The 17457-nt window shown below is 62.6% G+C and carries 18 protein-coding genes and 1 pseudogene; 15 read left to right on the forward strand and 4 right to left on the reverse strand.

The window, feature by feature from the left end; all coding sequences use genetic code 11:
• Window positions 1-9: 9 nt before the first annotated feature.
• Window positions 10-855: an enoyl-CoA hydratase-related protein gene (locus VJV41_RS10115; protein ID WP_325333213.1), complete on the forward strand. Its 846-nt coding sequence runs from the start codon at window positions 10-12 to the stop codon at window positions 853-855.
• A 56-nt stretch (window positions 856-911) separates the two neighbouring features.
• Here VJV41_RS10115 and VJV41_RS10120 read toward each other — a convergent pair whose 3' ends face one another.
• Entirely contained in the window at window positions 912-2582 is a 1671-nt protein-coding gene (locus tag VJV41_RS10120) for an FAD-binding protein (RefSeq protein WP_325333215.1), read from the reverse strand.
• A complete protein-coding gene (locus tag VJV41_RS10125; protein ID WP_325333217.1) occupies window positions 2576-3928 on the reverse strand; it encodes an aromatic ring-hydroxylating dioxygenase subunit alpha in 1353 nt (450 codons plus the stop codon). The genes VJV41_RS10120 and VJV41_RS10125 overlap by 7 nt, the downstream gene beginning before the upstream one ends.
• A 121-nt stretch (window positions 3929-4049) precedes the next feature.
• On the opposite strand from VJV41_RS10125, the gene VJV41_RS10130 reads away from it, so the two are divergent.
• From VJV41_RS10130 to VJV41_RS10160, 7 genes are all read left to right on the forward strand, one after another.
• Window positions 4050-4304: a DUF6457 domain-containing protein gene (locus VJV41_RS10130; protein ID WP_325333219.1), complete on the forward strand. Its 255-nt coding sequence runs from the start codon at window positions 4050-4052 to the stop codon at window positions 4302-4304.
• A gap of 357 nt (window positions 4305-4661) precedes the next feature.
• Window positions 4662-5327 (forward strand): TetR/AcrR family transcriptional regulator, encoded by a 666-nt coding sequence (locus VJV41_RS10135; protein ID WP_325333220.1) that lies wholly within the window; start codon window positions 4662-4664, stop codon window positions 5325-5327.
• A gap of 114 nt (window positions 5328-5441) precedes the next feature.
• A complete protein-coding gene (locus tag VJV41_RS10140; protein WP_325333222.1) occupies window positions 5442-5870 on the forward strand; it encodes an MmpS family transport accessory protein in 429 nt (142 codons plus the stop codon).
• Entirely contained in the window at window positions 5867-8782 is a 2916-nt protein-coding gene (locus VJV41_RS10145) for an MMPL family transporter (protein ID WP_325333223.1), read from the forward strand. The genes VJV41_RS10140 and VJV41_RS10145 overlap by 4 nt, the downstream gene beginning before the upstream one ends.
• A 16-nt stretch (window positions 8783-8798) precedes the next feature.
• Complete coding sequence (locus VJV41_RS10150) at window positions 8799-9125, forward strand: DUF732 domain-containing protein (protein ID WP_325333225.1); 327 nt, start codon at window positions 8799-8801, stop codon at window positions 9123-9125.
• 61 nt (window positions 9126-9186) lie between these two features.
• Window positions 9187-9579 (forward strand): DUF5078 domain-containing protein, encoded by a 393-nt coding sequence (locus VJV41_RS10155; RefSeq protein WP_325333257.1) that lies wholly within the window; start codon window positions 9187-9189, stop codon window positions 9577-9579.
• Complete coding sequence (locus VJV41_RS10160; RefSeq protein WP_325333227.1) at window positions 9576-10214, forward strand: class I SAM-dependent methyltransferase; 639 nt, start codon at window positions 9576-9578, stop codon at window positions 10212-10214. The genes VJV41_RS10155 and VJV41_RS10160 overlap by 4 nt, the downstream gene beginning before the upstream one ends.
• Before the next feature lie 61 nt (window positions 10215-10275).
• On the opposite strand, the gene VJV41_RS10165 is transcribed toward VJV41_RS10160, so the two are convergent.
• Window positions 10276-10518, reverse strand: coding sequence for a CsbD family protein (locus VJV41_RS10165; protein WP_325333229.1), 243 nt, complete (start codon window positions 10516-10518; stop codon window positions 10276-10278).
• Window positions 10519-10674: 156 nt separating this feature from the next.
• Here VJV41_RS10165 and VJV41_RS10170 point away from each other — a divergent pair.
• The 7 genes and pseudogenes from VJV41_RS10170 to VJV41_RS10200 form a co-directional block, all read left to right on the forward strand.
• Window positions 10675-10896, forward strand: a pseudogene (locus tag VJV41_RS10170) (cutinase family protein); the annotation flags it as partial.
• Window positions 10897-11045: 149 nt separating this feature from the next.
• Window positions 11046-11318 (forward strand): DUF2510 domain-containing protein, encoded by a 273-nt coding sequence (locus VJV41_RS10175; protein ID WP_325333231.1) that lies wholly within the window; start codon window positions 11046-11048, stop codon window positions 11316-11318.
• 24 nt (window positions 11319-11342) lie between these two features.
• Window positions 11343-12041 carry a cutinase family protein gene (locus VJV41_RS10180; protein ID WP_325333233.1) on the forward strand — a complete coding sequence of 233 codons (699 nt, stop codon included), beginning with the start codon at window positions 11343-11345 and terminating at the stop codon, window positions 12039-12041.
• A 202-nt stretch (window positions 12042-12243) separates the two neighbouring features.
• A complete protein-coding gene (locus VJV41_RS10185; protein ID WP_325333235.1) occupies window positions 12244-12372 on the forward strand; it encodes a hypothetical protein in 129 nt (42 codons plus the stop codon).
• Between the two features lie 599 nt (window positions 12373-12971).
• Window positions 12972-13799, forward strand: a complete 828-nt coding sequence (locus tag VJV41_RS10190; RefSeq protein WP_325333237.1) for a hypothetical protein — start codon at window positions 12972-12974, stop codon at window positions 13797-13799.
• A 194-nt stretch (window positions 13800-13993) separates the two neighbouring features.
• Complete coding sequence (locus VJV41_RS10195; RefSeq protein ID WP_414684927.1) at window positions 13994-14893, forward strand: cutinase family protein; 900 nt, start codon at window positions 13994-13996, stop codon at window positions 14891-14893.
• A gap of 105 nt (window positions 14894-14998) precedes the next feature.
• The gene (locus tag VJV41_RS10200) at window positions 14999-15646 is read left to right on the forward strand and encodes a cutinase family protein (protein WP_325333239.1); all 648 of its coding nucleotides are present in this window, start codon (window positions 14999-15001) and stop codon (window positions 15644-15646) included.
• Between the two features lie 251 nt (window positions 15647-15897).
• Here VJV41_RS10200 and VJV41_RS10205 read toward each other — a convergent pair whose 3' ends face one another.
• Window positions 15898-16737, reverse strand: a complete 840-nt coding sequence (locus VJV41_RS10205; protein ID WP_325333262.1) for a polysaccharide deacetylase family protein — start codon at window positions 16735-16737, stop codon at window positions 15898-15900.
• Window positions 16738-17457: the final 720 nt, after the last annotated feature.

Raw genomic sequence — 17457 nt, forward strand, 5'->3', positions numbered from 1 at the left:
GAGACAACCATGGAACGGCGCACTCTCGAATCGGTCATCTACGAGCGCGAGCCACCTATTGCGCGGATCATCCTCAACAAGGCCGACAAGGCCAATACCAAGGACGCGCAACTGGTTCAAGAAGTCGACGCCTGCCTTCATGAGGCCGACCGCGACAAAGACATCAAAGTCGTGATCCTCAAGGCCAACGGAAAAGGCTTCTGTGGCGGGCACGTCGCACGATGGGGTCCCGACGAAAACCCCTACCCCGACTTCGGCAATACCTTCGAGGATCTGTACAAGGGCACTGCCGACCTGTTCTTGTGGCCGACGTTGTACCTGTGGGAGTTTCCCAAGCCCACGATCTCTCAGATTCACGGCTATTGCATGGGGGGCGGCATCTACCTGGGCCTGCTGACGGATTTCTGCGTCGCGTCGGAGGACGCGTACTTCCAAATGCCACTGGCGCAGAGCCTCGGAGAGCCCGGCGGGCACACCATGATCGAGCCTTGGCTACTGATGAACTGGCATCGCACCATGGACTGGTTGCTCTTGGCGCCAACACTTTCCGCGCAGGAAGCCCTTGAATGGGGATTACTCAACAAGGTGGTGCCGCGCGACGATCTCGAGGAGACAGTGGAGGAGATGGCCCGCAAGATCGGCCAGATACCACTGACCACGTTGATGGCGGTGAAGAACAACGTCAAGCGGGCCTGGGAGTTGATGGGTATGCGCGTGCACCTTCAGGTGAGCCACATCCTGACCAACATGGTCGGCGCGGCATCCGATGTGCAGGAGCGACGGCGACAGCTCATCGAGTCAGGCTTGAAGCCAAGGGATTTCGTCGACGAGAATTCTCAGCGCGAGCAGACGTAAAAGTGCCCTAATTCCGGCAAAAATGGGCAGTTTTGCGTCTGCTCGCCGAGGAAAAGTTACCGACCTGCGGCGTGGCGGGCCGCGACGTAGCCGAACACCATCGTGTTTGCAATGCTCGCGCCGGCACCCGGATACGTTCGGCCCATCACCGTCGCGGTGGTGTTGCCCGTCGCATAGAGACCGTCGATCACCCGGTCCCGCTCGTCGAGGACCTGTGCGTGCTCGTTGGTGACCACTCCCCCACATGTGCCGACGTCGGCAGGAAGGACTCTGGTTGCGTAGTACGGCGCGCGCTCGAGCGGGCCGATTGCGGCGTTGGGCCGATACCCCGGGTCGCCGAGGCAGTCGTTGTATGCCGACTGGCCACGGCCGAAATCGGGGTCGAGGCCCTTGGCCGCAAACTCGTTGAAACGCCGGATTGTATGGTCTAGTTCAGCTGCGGGAACGTCGATTTGGCGCGCAAGGTCAGTGATCGTCTCGCCGCGTATGACTGCGCCGCGTTCGATCAGCTCCTCGGGCAGGCGACGCTTCTTCAGCGGATTGGCGCCCGAAACATACCTGCGAACGTAGCCCTCGTCGAAGACCATCCAGCACGGCACCGCCTTGTTGGCGTACATCGCCTTACCCACCTCAACGTAGGAATTGGACTCGTTGCAGAATCGCCTGCCGGTCCCGTCGACGTAGATGGCGCCCGGCCGCTGCCGTCCGGAGCCGAGCGACTTGGCAGCGTTTCCGCCGTCGGCGATGAAAACCGATGGTAGCCACCATGCCTCGTCCAACAAGTCCGTCTTCGCGCCCAGGCGCATCGCCGTCTGCAGCACCTCACCGGTGTCACCCGCGTTCGCGATCGACCACTTGCCCTCGTTCGGCTGATCGCTGCTGTACTGGCGCCGCATGTCGGCGTTGTGGCCGAAGCCACCCGCCGCGAGCAGCACTCCCCTGCGCGCTTCGATGGAAAGCGTTGCATCGTCGCGCTTCACACGAGCGCCGACGACCCGGCCATCGTCGACGATGAGATCCTCCATGGCCGCGTTCGTCCACACCGGGGGTTCGCCGTCGCCGAGGTCGATCAGGGACTTCAGCATCTGAGCGATCAGCGATGCGCCATTGGTGAGGACGTCGCGGCGCCGGATGCGCGCGGCCCACGTGCGCACGAAGACTCGCGTGGCGACGGCGAACGCACGCGGCGCCCGGTTGAAGTACTGCACCGAACGCAGTTCGTTCGTCAAGACGACGAATCCGAAGTTCCTGGCCATCGACGGCTGAACCTTGTTGCTCCAGTTTCCGAGCTCGGCGGCATCGAACGGGATTCCCTCGACACCACGGCCGGCGGCATTGCCGCCCTTGTGATTCGGGTAGTAGTCGCTCCAGCCGGGACAGCGCACGAGGCGAACTCCCTTGCGCAGCAGGAAGGTGATCATCTCCGAGCCCGCCGTCAGGAACACCTCCCGTCGCTGCGGTGATGACGCCGCACCGATGTCGCCGACGACGTCGGTGAGGTAGGCAAGACCGGCCTCATGCGAGTCTGAGACGCCGTCCGTGCGCATCAACGGATTGTTGGGTAACCAGACCATGCCGCCCGAGAGCCCTGTCGACCCTCCTACAAGAGCCTGCTTTTCGACGATCAGCGGCTCGAGTCCGGCATCGAGCGTGGCGAGCGCCGCCACCATTCCTCCCCCGCCGCTTCCCGCGATCAAGAGGTCGACGGACTTGTCCCACGTCACCATGCCGCGGCGCCCTCGGTGAGCCCGAGGTTGGCGATGGGCACGTCGATGGTCGTGTTCGTCTTCTGGATTGCCGGCACGAGCCGGTCATACGGCAGGCCCGCGAGGAAGCCGTCAACGACGCGCTCGAAGTTCGAGATCAGTCCTTCGATCTGGTTCGACAAGCGCATGAATTCGAAACCCTTGGCGTGCAAGCCTTTCTGCTGACGGGGCAGGTTCGAGAAGTCTTGCGCTGGGATCGTCGGCCAGCTCGCGTCGTCGGGAGCCAGCGGCTCTGGCGGCGTTGGCCGACCGGGTGAGCGATCGCCCGGGTAACGAGTGAGCGACCAGATCTCGAAGAGCGTCTCCTCAGGACCGAGCGGACGGATCCGGTACGACGATGCGCTGCTGTAGGTAGGAAGGATGAAGTAGTGCGGAAAGCAGAAGCCGATCGGATCGATGACGCCGCGCCGATCCAAATCGTTCAGGTCGGGAAAGTCGCAGCCGCGTGCGCGGTGCCATTTCGTGACCGCCTCATTGACGGCGCCGCGCCACGTCGCGATCGCTTCGGCGGGATCGTCAGGTAGTGACATGTCTTGCAGGCCCTCGGCGATTCGCACGTCGTTCTCGTGCGTCATGCCACCCATGCCTGATCCGAGCGTCTTCATGAAATGCAGACTCGTCTCAACGATCGGGTGCACCGATGACGGTTGTGCGCTGCGCGCCGACGGCAGTAGTTGCGGGTGAGTCTGCGGGACGTGGTAGCCCTCCATGAAGGCCGCTGTAGCCAGCTTCCAGTTCACCGGCAGTAGGCACGATTTCCACCACTCGGTGCACAGCGCGGCGACTTTCCACTCGTCGTGTTTGGATGCGAACGGCTCGATGCACTCGCGCAACGGCGGTGCGCTGTCGTCGAGGTTGATCCACGCGCAGCCGCCCCACAATTCGCATCTCACCGATGCGAGCGCGAGATCGTCGGCGCCCAGATTGCTTTCATCGAAGACCTCGGGCCGCAACACAAACGTGTTGGCACCGTCGAGACCCCAACACCAACCGTGGAACGGGCAGACGAAGCTGCGGCGAGAGCCGCTGCCCTCGACGATCTTCATGCCGCGGTGGCGGCACGAGTTGTAGAAGGCGCGAACATTGTCGTCGTCGAGCCGGACAACGATGACCGACTGGTCGAGGATCTCGTATTCCACGAAGTCGCCGCGCGACGGAATCTCCTCGAGCCGGCATGCCATCTGCCAGACGCGGGGCCAGAACAACTCGGCCTCAAGCGCGTAGAACGCGTCGTCGTAGTAGCGCTGCTTGGGGATCCGGTCCGCAGCCTGAACCGCCCACGGAACGGGAAGCGGAGTCCAGTTCAATTCTGCCTCGGCGTTCAGAAATCACGATTGGCGAGCGATTTCGTATCTTAGCAAAAATAGCAAGTTCGGCCTGGGCGATTAGTGGGCGAATACTGAAGACGAACATGCACCGGGAGGAACGATGGACAACTGGCTCGATGAGTTGGCGCGCGCCCTTGGCGAGGAGCCATTGACATCCTCGGAGACGTCACGGCTGCTCGACGCGGCCCGCGATGTCGCACACAGGGTTGAGCGCAAGATGACCCCGCTGTCCGCGTTCGTGATGGGCTGCGCCGTTGGACGCCAACTCGCGGACGGGTCGAACCGTGCCGACGCACTCGGCAGAATTTTGAGCCAGTTGGAGGCGGCGCTCCCCCCGGAGACGCCTGAGGGCTGATTCGCAGGGGCTACTCGGGTGGCGGTATCAGCGGTGGCTGACACACGTTGGCCACCGGATCCCACCAGTGCTGTTGTCACAAGCAAGGGGTTGCGCCGAGCTGATCGCCGGCCCCGCGACTGCCATCGGGGCGAATGCGAGCGCCACGGGGGTGACCAATCGACCAATGGGCTTCACCATGCGCTCATCGTCCCCCGAACGGGAGCGTTCCGAACGTCGACCTCCAGCGAGGGACCGATTACTCCGGTCGGTAGCAAACACGCCTGGAGTTACCGGCCGGTAGCGTGGCCGGCACGGAATTGCCGTGCGCCATGCTTTCGGGTTGTTGGGCGATCGCCCAAAGGTTAAGCTCCGCCCATGTCGAGCAGCCGCGCTGACGAGCCGTCGAGGGCGGGTCGCGAGGGCACCCGGGAGGCGCTGATCGAGGCGACCGCCCAAATCATGCTCGACGAGGGATATGCCGCCGCGACGTCGCGGCGGGTGGCGGCCAAGGCGGGCGTCAAGCCCGCTCTCGTGCACTACTACTTCCCGAGCATGGACGACTTATTCGTGGCCGTGCTGCGCCACAACGCAGAGGCCAATCTGCGGCGCCAGCGCCAGGCGATGGCCGACGCCAAGCCACTGCACGCGTTGTGGGAGCTCAGCAGCGCGCATGACGCGCAACTGTTTACCGAGTTCCTGGCGATGTCCAACCACCGCAAGGCCATACGTAGCGAAATCGCTTCCTACGCAATGCGTTTCCGTGATTTGGAAGAGGGAGCGATGACGCTGGCGCTCAAGGCGCGCGGCATCGACATGGAGTTGTTTCCTCCAATTGTCGTGTCGATGATCATGGGCGGCCTGGCGCGAATGGTGCACCACGAACAGGGCCTGGGTATCACCCGCGGGCATGACGAAGTCAAGGCCTTCATCGAGCGATGCCTCGACCGCTTCGAAATGCCCGCATGGGATCAACCGCAATCGACGGACAGTGGCCCAACCGGTACGCGGGACGCGGAGGTGACCAGCAACACAATTACTTGAGCTAATCTGTTTCGCGATGAGAAGTTATACCGGCTAAGTTAAAGTCTGAAATTGCGTGCGAGCGGCACAGAAAAGGGCATACATGGGTAGCGAGTGTCGGGGGCGAATCGTCTGATGGTACGTCTTGCCAAACGCGTATGGGTTCCGCTGGTGATCCTGCTGGTGGTGGTGATCGCGGCATTCTGCGTGGACCGGTTCCGCGGATTCTTCGGCCACACCGTGCTCACCAAGCCTGGCGCCGGCCTTGTCAATGACCCCGAACCGTTCAACCCCAAAGAAGTGAAGTACGAAATCTTCGGAAACGGATCGCAGGCAACGATTAACTATCTGGACCTCGATGCGCAGCCTCAGAAAGCCGTGAACACGGCGTTGCCATGGACGCTGACGCTGACGACGACGGCACCTGCGGCCAGCCCGAACATCGTCGCGCAGAGCGACGGTGACAGCATCACCTGCCGCATCACGGTCGATGGTGTGGTCAAGGACGAGAGGACGACCGACGGCGTGAACGCTCAGACCTTCTGCTTGGTGAAGTCCGCATGAGCAATACACACGTCGGCGCGCATCCGATTATTCCCCGGTTCATCCGTCTGTTCTCGGTGCCGATTTTCCTGGGCTGGATAGCGATCGTCGTGATCGTCAACATCATCGCCCCTCAGCTGGAAGAGGTCGGCGAGGCGCACGCGGTGTCGTTGGCCCCCGGTGACGCACCGTCGCTGCAGGCGATGCAGCGCATCGGTAAGGACTTCAAGGAGTTCGACTCCAACAGCTCGGCGATGGTCGTCCTGGAAGGCGACCAACCTCTCGGCGACGCCGCGCACAAGTACTACGACGGTCTGGTCGACAAACTCGAGGCCGACAAGAAGCACGTTCAGCACATCCAGGACTTCTGGGGTGATCCGCTGACCGCCTCGGGAGCCCAAAGCGGAGACGGCAAGGCCGCGTACGTTCAGCTCAACCTGGCAGGCAACCAGGGTGAGAGTTTGGCCAACGAGTCCGTGCAGGCAGTCCGTGACCTCGTCAATGCCACTCCCCCGCCACCGGGGATCAAGGCCTACGTCACCGGCCCCGCACCGCTGACCAACGACCAGCACCACGCCGGCGACAAGAGCATCAAGCTGATCACGGTGATCACCATCGGCGTCATCTTCGTGATGCTGCTGTTCGTCTACCGTTCGATCATCACCGTGCTGCTCGTCTTGGTGATGATGTTCATCGAGCTGGCGGCAGCGCGGGGAATCGTTGCGGCCCTTGGCTATTACGACCTGATCGGGTTGTCGACGTTCGCGGTCAACCTGCTCACGACACTCGCGATAGCGGCGGGAACGGACTATGCGATATTCCTCGTCGGCCGCTATCACGAGGCGCGCCAAAACGGCGAGGATCGCGAAACTGCTTTCTACACCATGTATCACGGCACTGCCCACGTCATTTTGGGGTCGGGTCTGACCATCGCGGGTGCGACCTTCTGTTTGCACTTCACGCGCCTGCCCTACTTCCAAACGCTCGGCATCCCGTTGGCGATCGGCATGCTCGTGGCGGTGGCGGCGGCGTTGACGATGGCGCCAGCACTGGTGACCATTTGCAGCCGGTTCGGCTTATTCGATCCGAAGCGGGCGATGAAGACTCGCGGCTGGCGCCGGGTCGGCACTGCCATCGTCCGGTGGCCCGGTCCGATTCTTGCCGCGTCAGTGGCTCTAGCTTTGGTCGGCCTACTTGCCCTGCCGTCCTATAAGCCCGCCTACAACGATCGCCTTTACCTGCCTCCGGACATCCCGGCGAATGAGGGCTATGCGGCGGCAGACCGGCACTTCCCGCAGGCCCGGATGAACCCGGAGATGCTGCTGATCGAAGCCGACCATGATGTGCGCAACTCGACGGACATGCTGGTGGTCGACCGAATTGCCAAGAGCATCTTCCACATCCCCGGCGTCGGCAGGGTGCAGGCCATCACCCGGCCGGAGGGCACTCCGATCGAACACACGTCGATCCCGTTCCTGATCAGCATGCAGGGCACCACCCAGCAGATGAACCAGGACTACATGGACAAGGTCATGGCCAACATGCTCACGCAGGCCAATGACATGCAGACCTCCATCGACTCGTTGGAGAAGATGCAAAGCATCACGGTGCAGATGGCGGCCACCATGCACAGCATGGTCACCAAAATGAAGGCCATGACGCTCGACGTGGCGGAGTTGCGCGACAACATTGCCAATTTCGACGACTTCTTCCGCCCGATGCGCAACTACTTCTACTGGGAACCACACTGCTTCGACATTCCGGTCTGCTGGTCGATTCGATCGGTCTTCGACACCCTCGACGGCATCGACACGATGACCGACGACATCCAGAACCTCATTCCCGACATGGAGCGCCTCGACACCCTCATGCCGCAGATGATCGCGATCATGCCGCAGATGATCGAGACGATGAAGAGCATGAAACAAATCTCGCTGACGATGTACCAGAGCCAGAAGAGTCAGCAGGACCAGATGAAGGCCATGCAGGAGAACCAGGGCGCGATGGGCGAAGCCTTCGATGCGTCCAAGAACGACGATTCGTTCTATCTGCCGCCGGAAGTATTCGACAACGCGGACTTCAAGCGGGGCATGAAGATGTTCGTGTCACCGGACGGAAAGGCCGTGCGGTTCATCATCTCCCACGAAGGTGATCCCGCGACTCCTGAAGGCATCAAGCTGATCCCGCAGATCAAGAATGCGGCGTTCGAGGCTATCAAGGGCACGCCGTTGGAGGGCTCGAAGATCTATCTGGCGGGTACCGCGTCCACCTACAAGGACATGCAGGAGGGTTCCAACTGGGACCTGTTGATCGCTGGAATAGCGTCGCTCTGCTTGATCTTCATCATCATGCTGTTGCTCACTCGAGCGGTGATCGCATCGGCGGTCATCGTTGGGACGGTGCTGTTGTCCTTGGGCACATCCTTCGGCTTATCCGTCTTGATATGGGAGCACCTCCTCGGCATGCCGCTGCACTGGATGATCCTTGCGATGTCGGTGATCATCTTGCTGGCGGTGGGATCCGACTACAACCTGTTGTTGGTATCCAGGTTCAAGGAAGAGATGCACGCCGGAATCAACACCGGCATCATCCGGTCGATGGCGGGCACCGGTGCGGTGGTGACGTCTGCCGGTTTGGTGTTCGCGTTCACCATGATGTCGATGATGGTCAGTGACCTCGTCGTGGTCGGCCAGGTGGGCACGACTATCGGTCTGGGCTTGTTGTTCGATACGCTTGTGATCCGATCGTTCATGACGCCGTCGATAGCTGCGATGATGGGCCGGTGGTTCTGGTGGCCGCAGAATATGCGAAGGCGGCCCAAGCCGGTGCCGTGGCCGACGCCACCGCGGCACTCCACGGAGAGTCCCGTGAGCGTCGGCGCCCCAGCCGGCGGCGGCTCGATTGATGAAAACCCCACGGGCCCAATCAGATAGGTATGCCATGAAGGGAATGCGTCTCGCGTCGATTGTCGCCACGGCAATTGTTCCGGCGTTGGTCTTTGCCGCGCCGGCTCATGCCGACCCCGACACCGACTTCGCCAATGAACTGCACACGTACGGCATCTACGGCCAGAAGGACTTCAACGCATGGATCGGCAAGATCACGTGTAAGAGGTTGTACAACGGCGTCGACCAGGACGCCAAGAAGTCGGCGGCCTTCGTCACGCTGAATCTGCCGCGGACCACCTCTACTGAGCAGGTGTGGCAGTTCCTCGGTGCTGCACTGCGCACCTACTGTCCTGAAAAGCTGCCGATCCTCGAAGCCGCCGCGCAATAGCAAGGAGTCAGAAGTGTTCGGTAAAGCAAGTTTCGCCGCTGCAGCACTGAGCGCGGTCGCGATGGTCCTGCCCGCCGTCGCGTCGGCCGACGCGTCCGATGACTACCCGATCCCGAATCGGATACTCAAGACGCCCTGCACGGCGGAGCAGATCATGGCCGCCGCCCGCGATGTCGAACCGGTGTACTACGAGCGGTACATGATCGACTACAACAACAAATCGCCTGAGGTTCACCAGGCCGTCCAGGATCGGATCCACTGGTTCTTCTCGATGGATTACGCTGGGCGCCGGCAGTATTCGGAGGACACGGCCACCAACGCCTTCTACGAACAGCTGGCGTGGAACTGGCCGAACTGGGCGAAGTTGTTCTTCAACAACAAGGGCGTCGCCGCGCACACCACCGACATCTGCATGCAGTATCCGCCAGATGACATGTCGGTCTGGAACTGGTGAATACGGCGCCTCGCCGGACCCTGAACGAGGCGGTCACGCGGTTCTGGAGTTTCGCCGCTCCGGTATATGACCTGCCGTTCCTGCAACACTGGGTGTATCGCCCTGCGCAGGACGAGGTGATCGCCGCACTGAAAGCCAGCGGCGCCCGGCGAATCGCCGATATCGCCTGTGGTACAGGCATTCTCGCGGAACGGATCCAACGGGAGCTGTATCCAGCCCAGGTCTACGGCGTCGACATGTCCGACGGCATGCTGGCGCAGGCCAAGGCACGGACTTTCAAGGTGCAATGGTCGAAGGGCCCCGCCGAGCATCTGCCGTTCGACGACGGCGCGCTCGACGCAGTGGTAACGACGTCGGCCTTCCACTTCTTTGACCAGCCGGCGGCGCTGCGCGAGTTTCATCGGGTGCTTGCCCCTGGAGGTTTGGCAGCGGTCGCGACGATTGGCGCGCCGCAGCCGGAGGCCTTGCAGCGGTTGTTCGCGAACCGGTTGAACCCGTCGCACAACCCGTCACCGTCGGAAATGCGTGAGCTGTTCGAAGACGCCGGCTTTCGCGTAACGGAGCAGCATCGGGTCCGCCGGCCCCTGTGGACGCAAGTGCTATCGGATCTCATCACCGTCGGCGTCAAGGACTGACGGCCACTGGGATATCGAAAGGCCCACGCCGGCGAGCGTGGGCCTTTCGTGTCGAAACAGGCTATGACTGCTGTTCGGACTTCTGTCGCTCCTCAGCCGTCTTAGCGGCGGCGCGGGCGCTTTCGGCCTCGGCTTCCCTCTTGGCAGCGTCGCGCTGAGCGTCGGCCTTGTCCTGCTGTGCCTTGCCCTCACGGAAGAGATCGTCGCGGCCAGCGACAGCCCCGGCCACCTCTTTCGCCTTGCCTTTGACGCCTTCGACGACGCCCTTCACCGCTTCTTCGGGTCCGCTGTTCTTCTCGGTCATCGCACTGTCCTTCCGTTTGCCCTCACGTCGAGGCTGTACGGACGTGTTCCCAAGACCGGCCGCGCGCCAAACGCCATACCGGTCTTCGTGCGTGAAGTCACATCTCGAACAAGCCGATAAAGTCCCCACATTGCTGGGCTATGTCAGCATGGAGCCATGAGCGCGCGCCAGGTCGCTCGTTTCCTGGACGGTGCCGCGGCGGGGACGGCCTGTGCGGCTCTGGCAAGCGCGACGATCGTCATTCCCGGCGCATTTGCCGCTGCGTGCCCCGACGTCGAGGTGGTGTTCGCTCGTGCGACCACAGAGCCACCGGGCATCGGCGCAGTCGGACAGGCGTTCGTCGATTCGTTGCGATCGCAAGTTGGGGGTAAATCGATCAGCCGCACATTCAATATCTGCAGTCGCGGATGCCGAGCCAAGCCGCGGCGTTTGCCGCAAGTCGCCTGGGCTGAAGGGCCCGCGTTTGAGTGATTGGCGACGAGGGTACTAGGACCGCGGCATTGGACACGTGAGAAAGAGGTGTCACGGTGGCCGACGTCTTCAACTCGTTGAGTTCGCTGATTTGGCTTGTGATCGTCCTCCTTATCATCGCTGCGGTGGTGGCCGTGGTGAAGGCGCTCTTTGCACCGAGGGCCGGCGAGCCGTACACCGAACCGCGCGTGGTGGAGCAGCCTGTCGCGCCACGACCCATCGCGACGAGCGGGCTGGCGCCCGGCTGGTACCCCGACCAGAACGATCAGACGTTGATGCGTTTCTTCGACGGTCAGGTATGGACGTCGCGGACCCAACCTCGTAACTGATTGATCGGTAGCGGTGGAGCGGATATGAAAGTCATCAAACTTGGTGCGGTGATGGTGGGCGTGTGGGCGACCCTGTTGAGCGTGCCCGGCCCAGCCGCGTCGGCTCAGCCCTGCCCCGACGTCGAGGTGGTATTCGCGCGTGGTACGGGCGAACCACCTGGGATCGGCGGAATAGGACAGACATTCGTCGACGCGCTGCGCGCGCAGGCTGGCGGTAGGTCGGTCGAGGTGTATCCGATCAACTACGCGGCGAGCAGCGACTTCAACGACCGCATCGGTTTCGCCAGAACCGTTGTCGACGGAATCAGAGACGCGGGACTTCATGTCGAGGCCACGGCGGCGAATTGCCCCAAGACAAGGATGGTGCTCGGCGGATATTCCCAAGGCGCGGTCGTGGCGGGCTTCGTCACGTCGGCTGTTGTACCGGACGCGGTGCCTGCCGAGTATCGACCGTTCATCCCGAATCCGATGCCCGCTTCGATCGCCGATCACGTCGCCGCCGTGACTTTGTTCGGGCTGCCGTCAGAGCAGTGGATGCGAAATTACGGGGCGCCGCCTGTCGTGATCGGCCCACTGTATGTGCCCAAGACCATCCAGCTGTGCGATCCCGGTGACACGATCTGCAACGGTGACCCCGGCGGCGGGCCCTCGATGGCGCATGCCCTGTACGGCATCAACGGCATGACCAACGACGCTGCAGCGTTCGCCGCCAGTCGACTGTAACTTTTCTATGGGGCTGATATCCGCGCCCACGCTCCGCGCGGTCTGATTAACTAACACGGCCATACGTGAGGCTTCTTTGTGGGAAAAGCACGCGTTACGCAAGCGTTGATATTTGCTAGCAAAGCAAAGATGTAGCGCGGCAACGGTGCCTCGGATTGGCAATTCGCGGCGGCCGCATTCGTTACCAAATAGCGAATCCACGATGAACCGCCAATGGGACAACTTCGTGTATCTAGAAGCGTTGGTCGCGATCTTCGATGAAAGCAGCTGGGACACGGAATGGTTGACGACACCACTCGTCGAGGGGTCTGCCACCAGCTGCCGGATATAACGGTTTGCTGTGAATTATTTTTGCAGGAGTTTCGCCTCGAAATAGTGGTAGCTGCTGGACCGAGTATGCGAGAATTGGCGTCGAATACCTCCCGTTGAGTTCCTTGCTGGTGTGAGGAGAAGATGATTTCGACGCATTTGCGCTTCGCAGCGGGTGTCTGCCTGCTATCCACCGGCCTGTTCATCGGTAGCGCGGGCGGAGGGATCGCCGCGGCCGATGAGGATTCCAGCGGTTCGTCTGCCTCGAGCCAGAGTGCTGACAGTGCCGGAACCGGAACCCCGAGCCAAGCCACAAGTCCGGCGAGCAGCTCCCCCGCGAGTGGGCCGGCCGCGAGTGCTGTCCCCGCCTTCCAAACGACACTGCGAGAAACCATTCAGCGCGTCGTAACGAACACGCTTGGTTCACTTGCGAAACCAGGCCACCAAGCCGGACTTCCGAAGCCGTCGGTGACCAAGCCGGAAACCACGGACGTCGAGGAAGACACGAAGGGTTCTGACCTCTCTACCGCCCTTACCACCTCAGTCGAGCCGAAATCGGACGACGTCGCGTCGAGTGCGAAGGCGAGCTCAGATTCCAACGCGGTTCAGCCGAAACCAAACATGACCGCATCGGTGCCGAAACTTCCGGCGGCGTTCGATCGGGCCGAGGCCGTATCCAAGGTGATCGAGCCGGTTGCGAATGCGGTCGTGACAGTCGCGACGGTGGCGCAGTCGGTTCCCGGTCTGCTCGCGGCGCTTCCGACGTCGACAACTCCTATTACCGACGTCATCACGTCGCTTCAGACCATGCTCACCATGGTTGGTGATGCAGTCATACCGCTGGCGACCCAACTGCCGTCTGATCTTTTCAGCTTGCTTGTCGTGCCCGGGGACGCTCCAGCGGCGACCGGAGTGGTAGGCCGGTCTTACTCCTCAGGGTCGTTTGCAACCGTTGTGGCCCCCGCGCCTAGGCCCCCATTGCCGCCGGCAGCCCAGCCGATTGCTGACCTTCCGGACGTGCCGATGCTTGGAAACGGCGCCGCGCCGGTCACGGTGGCAGACATCGAGACTGCTGCACTGAGTCGCGACTTCTCGCTTTCCGGGGCGGAAACACTCGCGCCCCAAAGCGCGAGCCCGACTGGTGTGATGTCGTTCCTGGAACACACCATCAACGCGATCCTGGTACCCGCTTCGTTGTCGGCACTGGCCGCTCTGGCGCTGCCGGGTGTGGCCGGGCTGCTGATCGCCTGTGCCGCCGGGATGCGGCTCGGTTACCGCCAGGCCAAAGCGGCGATGACGGCGCGGAAGTCGGGGATCGCGCGCTTCGCAGGCACGGGACCGTTGGGTGTTGTCCGGTCGGGCTCACTGATCGCGCTGCGTCGTCCGGGAGTATCACGCGGAGCCCATTCGAAGCCGTCACGGCCGCGTGGGTTCGAGCAAGTCGCCTAGAAGCGAGCCGTCGACAGCTCGACATCGGCACCGATTGTCGCGGTGCGTAATGGTTCGGCCCGGTATGGCGAAATACCTGACAACTGTGACAGTCGGGGAGGTTGGCTATGCCTGAGGCGCAAGTGTTCACTGCTGGCCCGCCGGAAGAACGCGGCGGGCGAAAGGGTCGACGCGCGCTCGGCGGGCGTCCGTCTATGCAGCCGCGCCACCGAGTCGGAGTTATCGCCCTCGCAGCCGTCGCGCCGTGGGCGATGCAGGTTGCGGCCACAGCGCCCGTGCAGGCGGTACCGTGCCCCGACGCCGAGGTGGTATTCGCCCGCGGCACCACCGAGGACCCTGGCCTTGGTCCCACCGGACAGGCATTCGTCGACTCCCTCCGCGCCCGAGTCGGTGCGAAATCAGTGGGGATGTACGCGGTCGACTACCCCGCCACCACCGACTTCCCCACTGCCATCGACGGAATTACGGACGCGCGCGCGCACGTCCTTACCACCGTGGCGAACTGCCCTCGCACGAAGATCGTGCTCGGCGGATTCTCGCAAGGCGCGGCGGTCATGGGCTTCATCACCGCAAACGCTGTGCCTGACGGTGTTTCGCCCTCGGATGTGCCTGCGCCGATGCCGCCCGATGTGGCCAACCACATCGCAGCCGTTGCCCTCTTCGGAAAACCGTCGACGCGCTTCATGCGTGCGATCCGCGAGCCCGCGATCACCATCGGCCCGGAATATGTGGCCAAGACGATCGACTTGTGCATCGACAACGATCTTGTCTGCACTTCTGATGGGCGCAGCTTCTCGGCGCACAACCAGTATGTCGAGAGCGGCATGGTCGACCAGGCCGCGGATTTCGTCACAGCCCAGCTGCAGGCGAGTTGGGCGGCGGATGCATTGGCGCAGCAGCCGCCTGCTGAGAGTGCCGCGACGTCACCACTCGCGGCGCAAGCACCTCGCACACCTCCCGCGGCCGCAGTTTCAGCATCGGCACCGCCGGCAGCGACCCCGGCTCCAGCACCGCATCTGCCGTCGGCGCCAGGGCCCTTGCCTGGACCCACTGCCACAGTTTCGCCGCCTACACCTGTTGAGCCGCTCGCCTGACTCGGTGCGGCCTTGTGAGCCAGCTCAGACCGTTTTCATTTGGTCCGCGCAGTCTGGCGACGGCCGAACTTGTGACATCTGTGTGCCGCCGTGCGACATACGGACATGGAGACAGCGAAGGCATACCGGGTCACACGAATCGTTGGGGCTTTGGTGGCGACGGCATGGGCATTGCCCATTGCACTGATCAACCTGCCAACGGCAGCTGCGGAGCCGTGCCCAGACGTCGAGATCGTGTTCGCGCGCGGCACAACCGAGCCACCAGGTGTGGGTGGCGTCGGGCAGGCGTTTGTCGACGCGTTTCGTTCGCAATTGCCCGGGCGATCTATTGGGGCGTACGCCGTCGATTACCCGGCAAGCAATGATTTCGCCAACAGCACACCCGCTGGCGCAAATGACGCGAGCGCTCATATCCAGTCGATGGCCGCGAATTGCCCAAACACTCGCATGGTGCTCGGCGGATACTCCCAAGGGGCAGGGGTGATCGATCTATCCACCTCGGAAATGCCAACCGAGGTTTCCAATCATGTCGCTGCCGCCGCCCTCTTCGGGGCCCCTAAGAGTGCATTCGCGGACTCACTGTCCCCCGGACCGCTGCCCACGATCGGTGCTCTCTACGCCACCAAGACCATCGACTTGTGCGTGCCCAACGATCCGATCTGCTCCGACGGCTGGGACATGCGAGCCCACGTTGCATACATCGAGACCGGGATGGTCAGCCAGGCCGCGACTTTTGCCGCCAGTCGCCTTTAGCCAGGGAGTAAGAAGTTTCGGAAAGGCGTGAACGGACGGTTCCGCATGTGTCGGGCTGACAGGATTTGAACCTTCGACCACTTGACCCCCTGTCGGACCCAAGGCGAACTTCGTTGTGCTGCAACGTCTTTCGAATCGAACTGACCAGCGCAAACGGTCGCAAGCCGTCTCCTCCCAGCTCACCCGATCCGCACCTGCTTGGGACAACGTTGCGGCAACGCTGACGCCAGGGTAATGCGCGTTGGGGGTTCTTAAGCGCCAGGCCGGACGAATACGTCGTTGAGGGTGACGGTGCGTAGGCCGCGGTTGCGGATGAGGTCGGCGAGCTGACTGAATACGTGGGTGACCGGCAGATGGTTGAGGTGGCCGATGACGATGTTCTGGGGCCGGAAGTAGTTGTCGGCCATCTTGAGGAGGTAGTCCTCGGTGATGACGGTGGAGTCGGCCAGCGAGCCGGACCACATCGTGGTGACGGTGTAGCCGAGATCTGCGGCAACCGCTTCGACTGCCGGATTGTGTTTGCCGTATGGCGGCCGTAGGTAGGGGCGGGCGTCGACCCCGTACATCTTGGTCAGAAATGCGTCATTGCGGCGTATTTCATCGGCGATTTGCGATGGTGTCAGGGTGGTCAGGTCCGGGTGAGAGTAGGTGTGGTTGCCCAGTTGGATCTGGCCGGATTCGACCAATGGCCGTAGCAGATCCGCGTTGTCGGTCCACGAGCGGTAGGTGCCGTTGACGAAATAGGTCAGACGAGCGCCCGTTTCCTTGGCGAACTCGGTATAGAGGCGGACAACATCGCTGCTCACGCCATCGTCGACCGTCAGGGCGAGCAGGTCGCCTTGGCCCGGTAGAACGCTCAACACACCCTTGTCGGGCAGGGCACGTTGAGAAGCCAGCGGAGGCGGAGGCAGCAGTGGCGGCAACGTCTCCTCGGGCGCGCCGAATGATGCCGCTGTCGCGACCGCGTCGGTACGTGCCGCCGAGGTATGCGGCATGGCGCTCAGGGCGGAGCGCGCCACCTCTATCGTGGCCACCGACGGTGGCAATACGAGCGCGGTTGCCACCCCCACGAGGAAACCTCTGCGGTTCAGCAGGGACACAGCGTCTCTCCGACCTCGACAGCGATACCGTCCGCAGCCCATACGGTTCGGATGGCCGGCGCCCCTCGGCGATTGCCCGGTGATGTCATCAGCAGGCAAACCTACACCCGCTTCCTGCCGAGCCATGCTGTGCTGCTGTTCGTCTACTCTCTCGTAACCGCGAATTGGTGAGCCGTTTGGCCGGACGTCGTCGGAAGGCAATTCCTGTCCTTTCGAGTGCCTGCTCGATGTCGTCGCCATCGACAACCCGTCGGTCACGCCACTTACCCTGGTCGCGCTTCCTCTTCTCCCACGCCTTTTTCTTGTCCCAGCGGCGCGGCGTCACAAACACGAAAGTCGTGTTAGCCATGTCAACGCCTAGGGGGTCGGCCGTGCGCTCTCTATAGTCCTTATTCGCCTTGGCGGCATATCCCGGCCGGTTGCCATCTCCCATACGCTGAAGCCCTCTGGCACGAAAGACGTCGCCCCCGTCGCCTCGACCGTGCCGTCGTCCGTCGCATCAGCAAAGTGCGGCAAGCCGGCGTCCGTCGCCATCTGGTTCATCTCCTCCTTGCCTCAAACCTAGGCGCTAAGGGTCAGGCGATGCGGTCGATGCTGGCCAACTGCGTCGCAAGCTGTTCGCGGGCGACTTCCGCGTCGTAGTGGGCCTGCATGTTGATGAAGAACATGTCGGTCAGCCCCAGCGCGCGTGACAGCCGCAGCGCGGTGTCG

The sequence above is a fragment of the Mycobacterium sp. genome (assembly GCF_035274705.1).
GTDB lineage: Bacteria > Actinomycetota > Actinomycetes > Mycobacteriales > Mycobacteriaceae > Mycobacterium.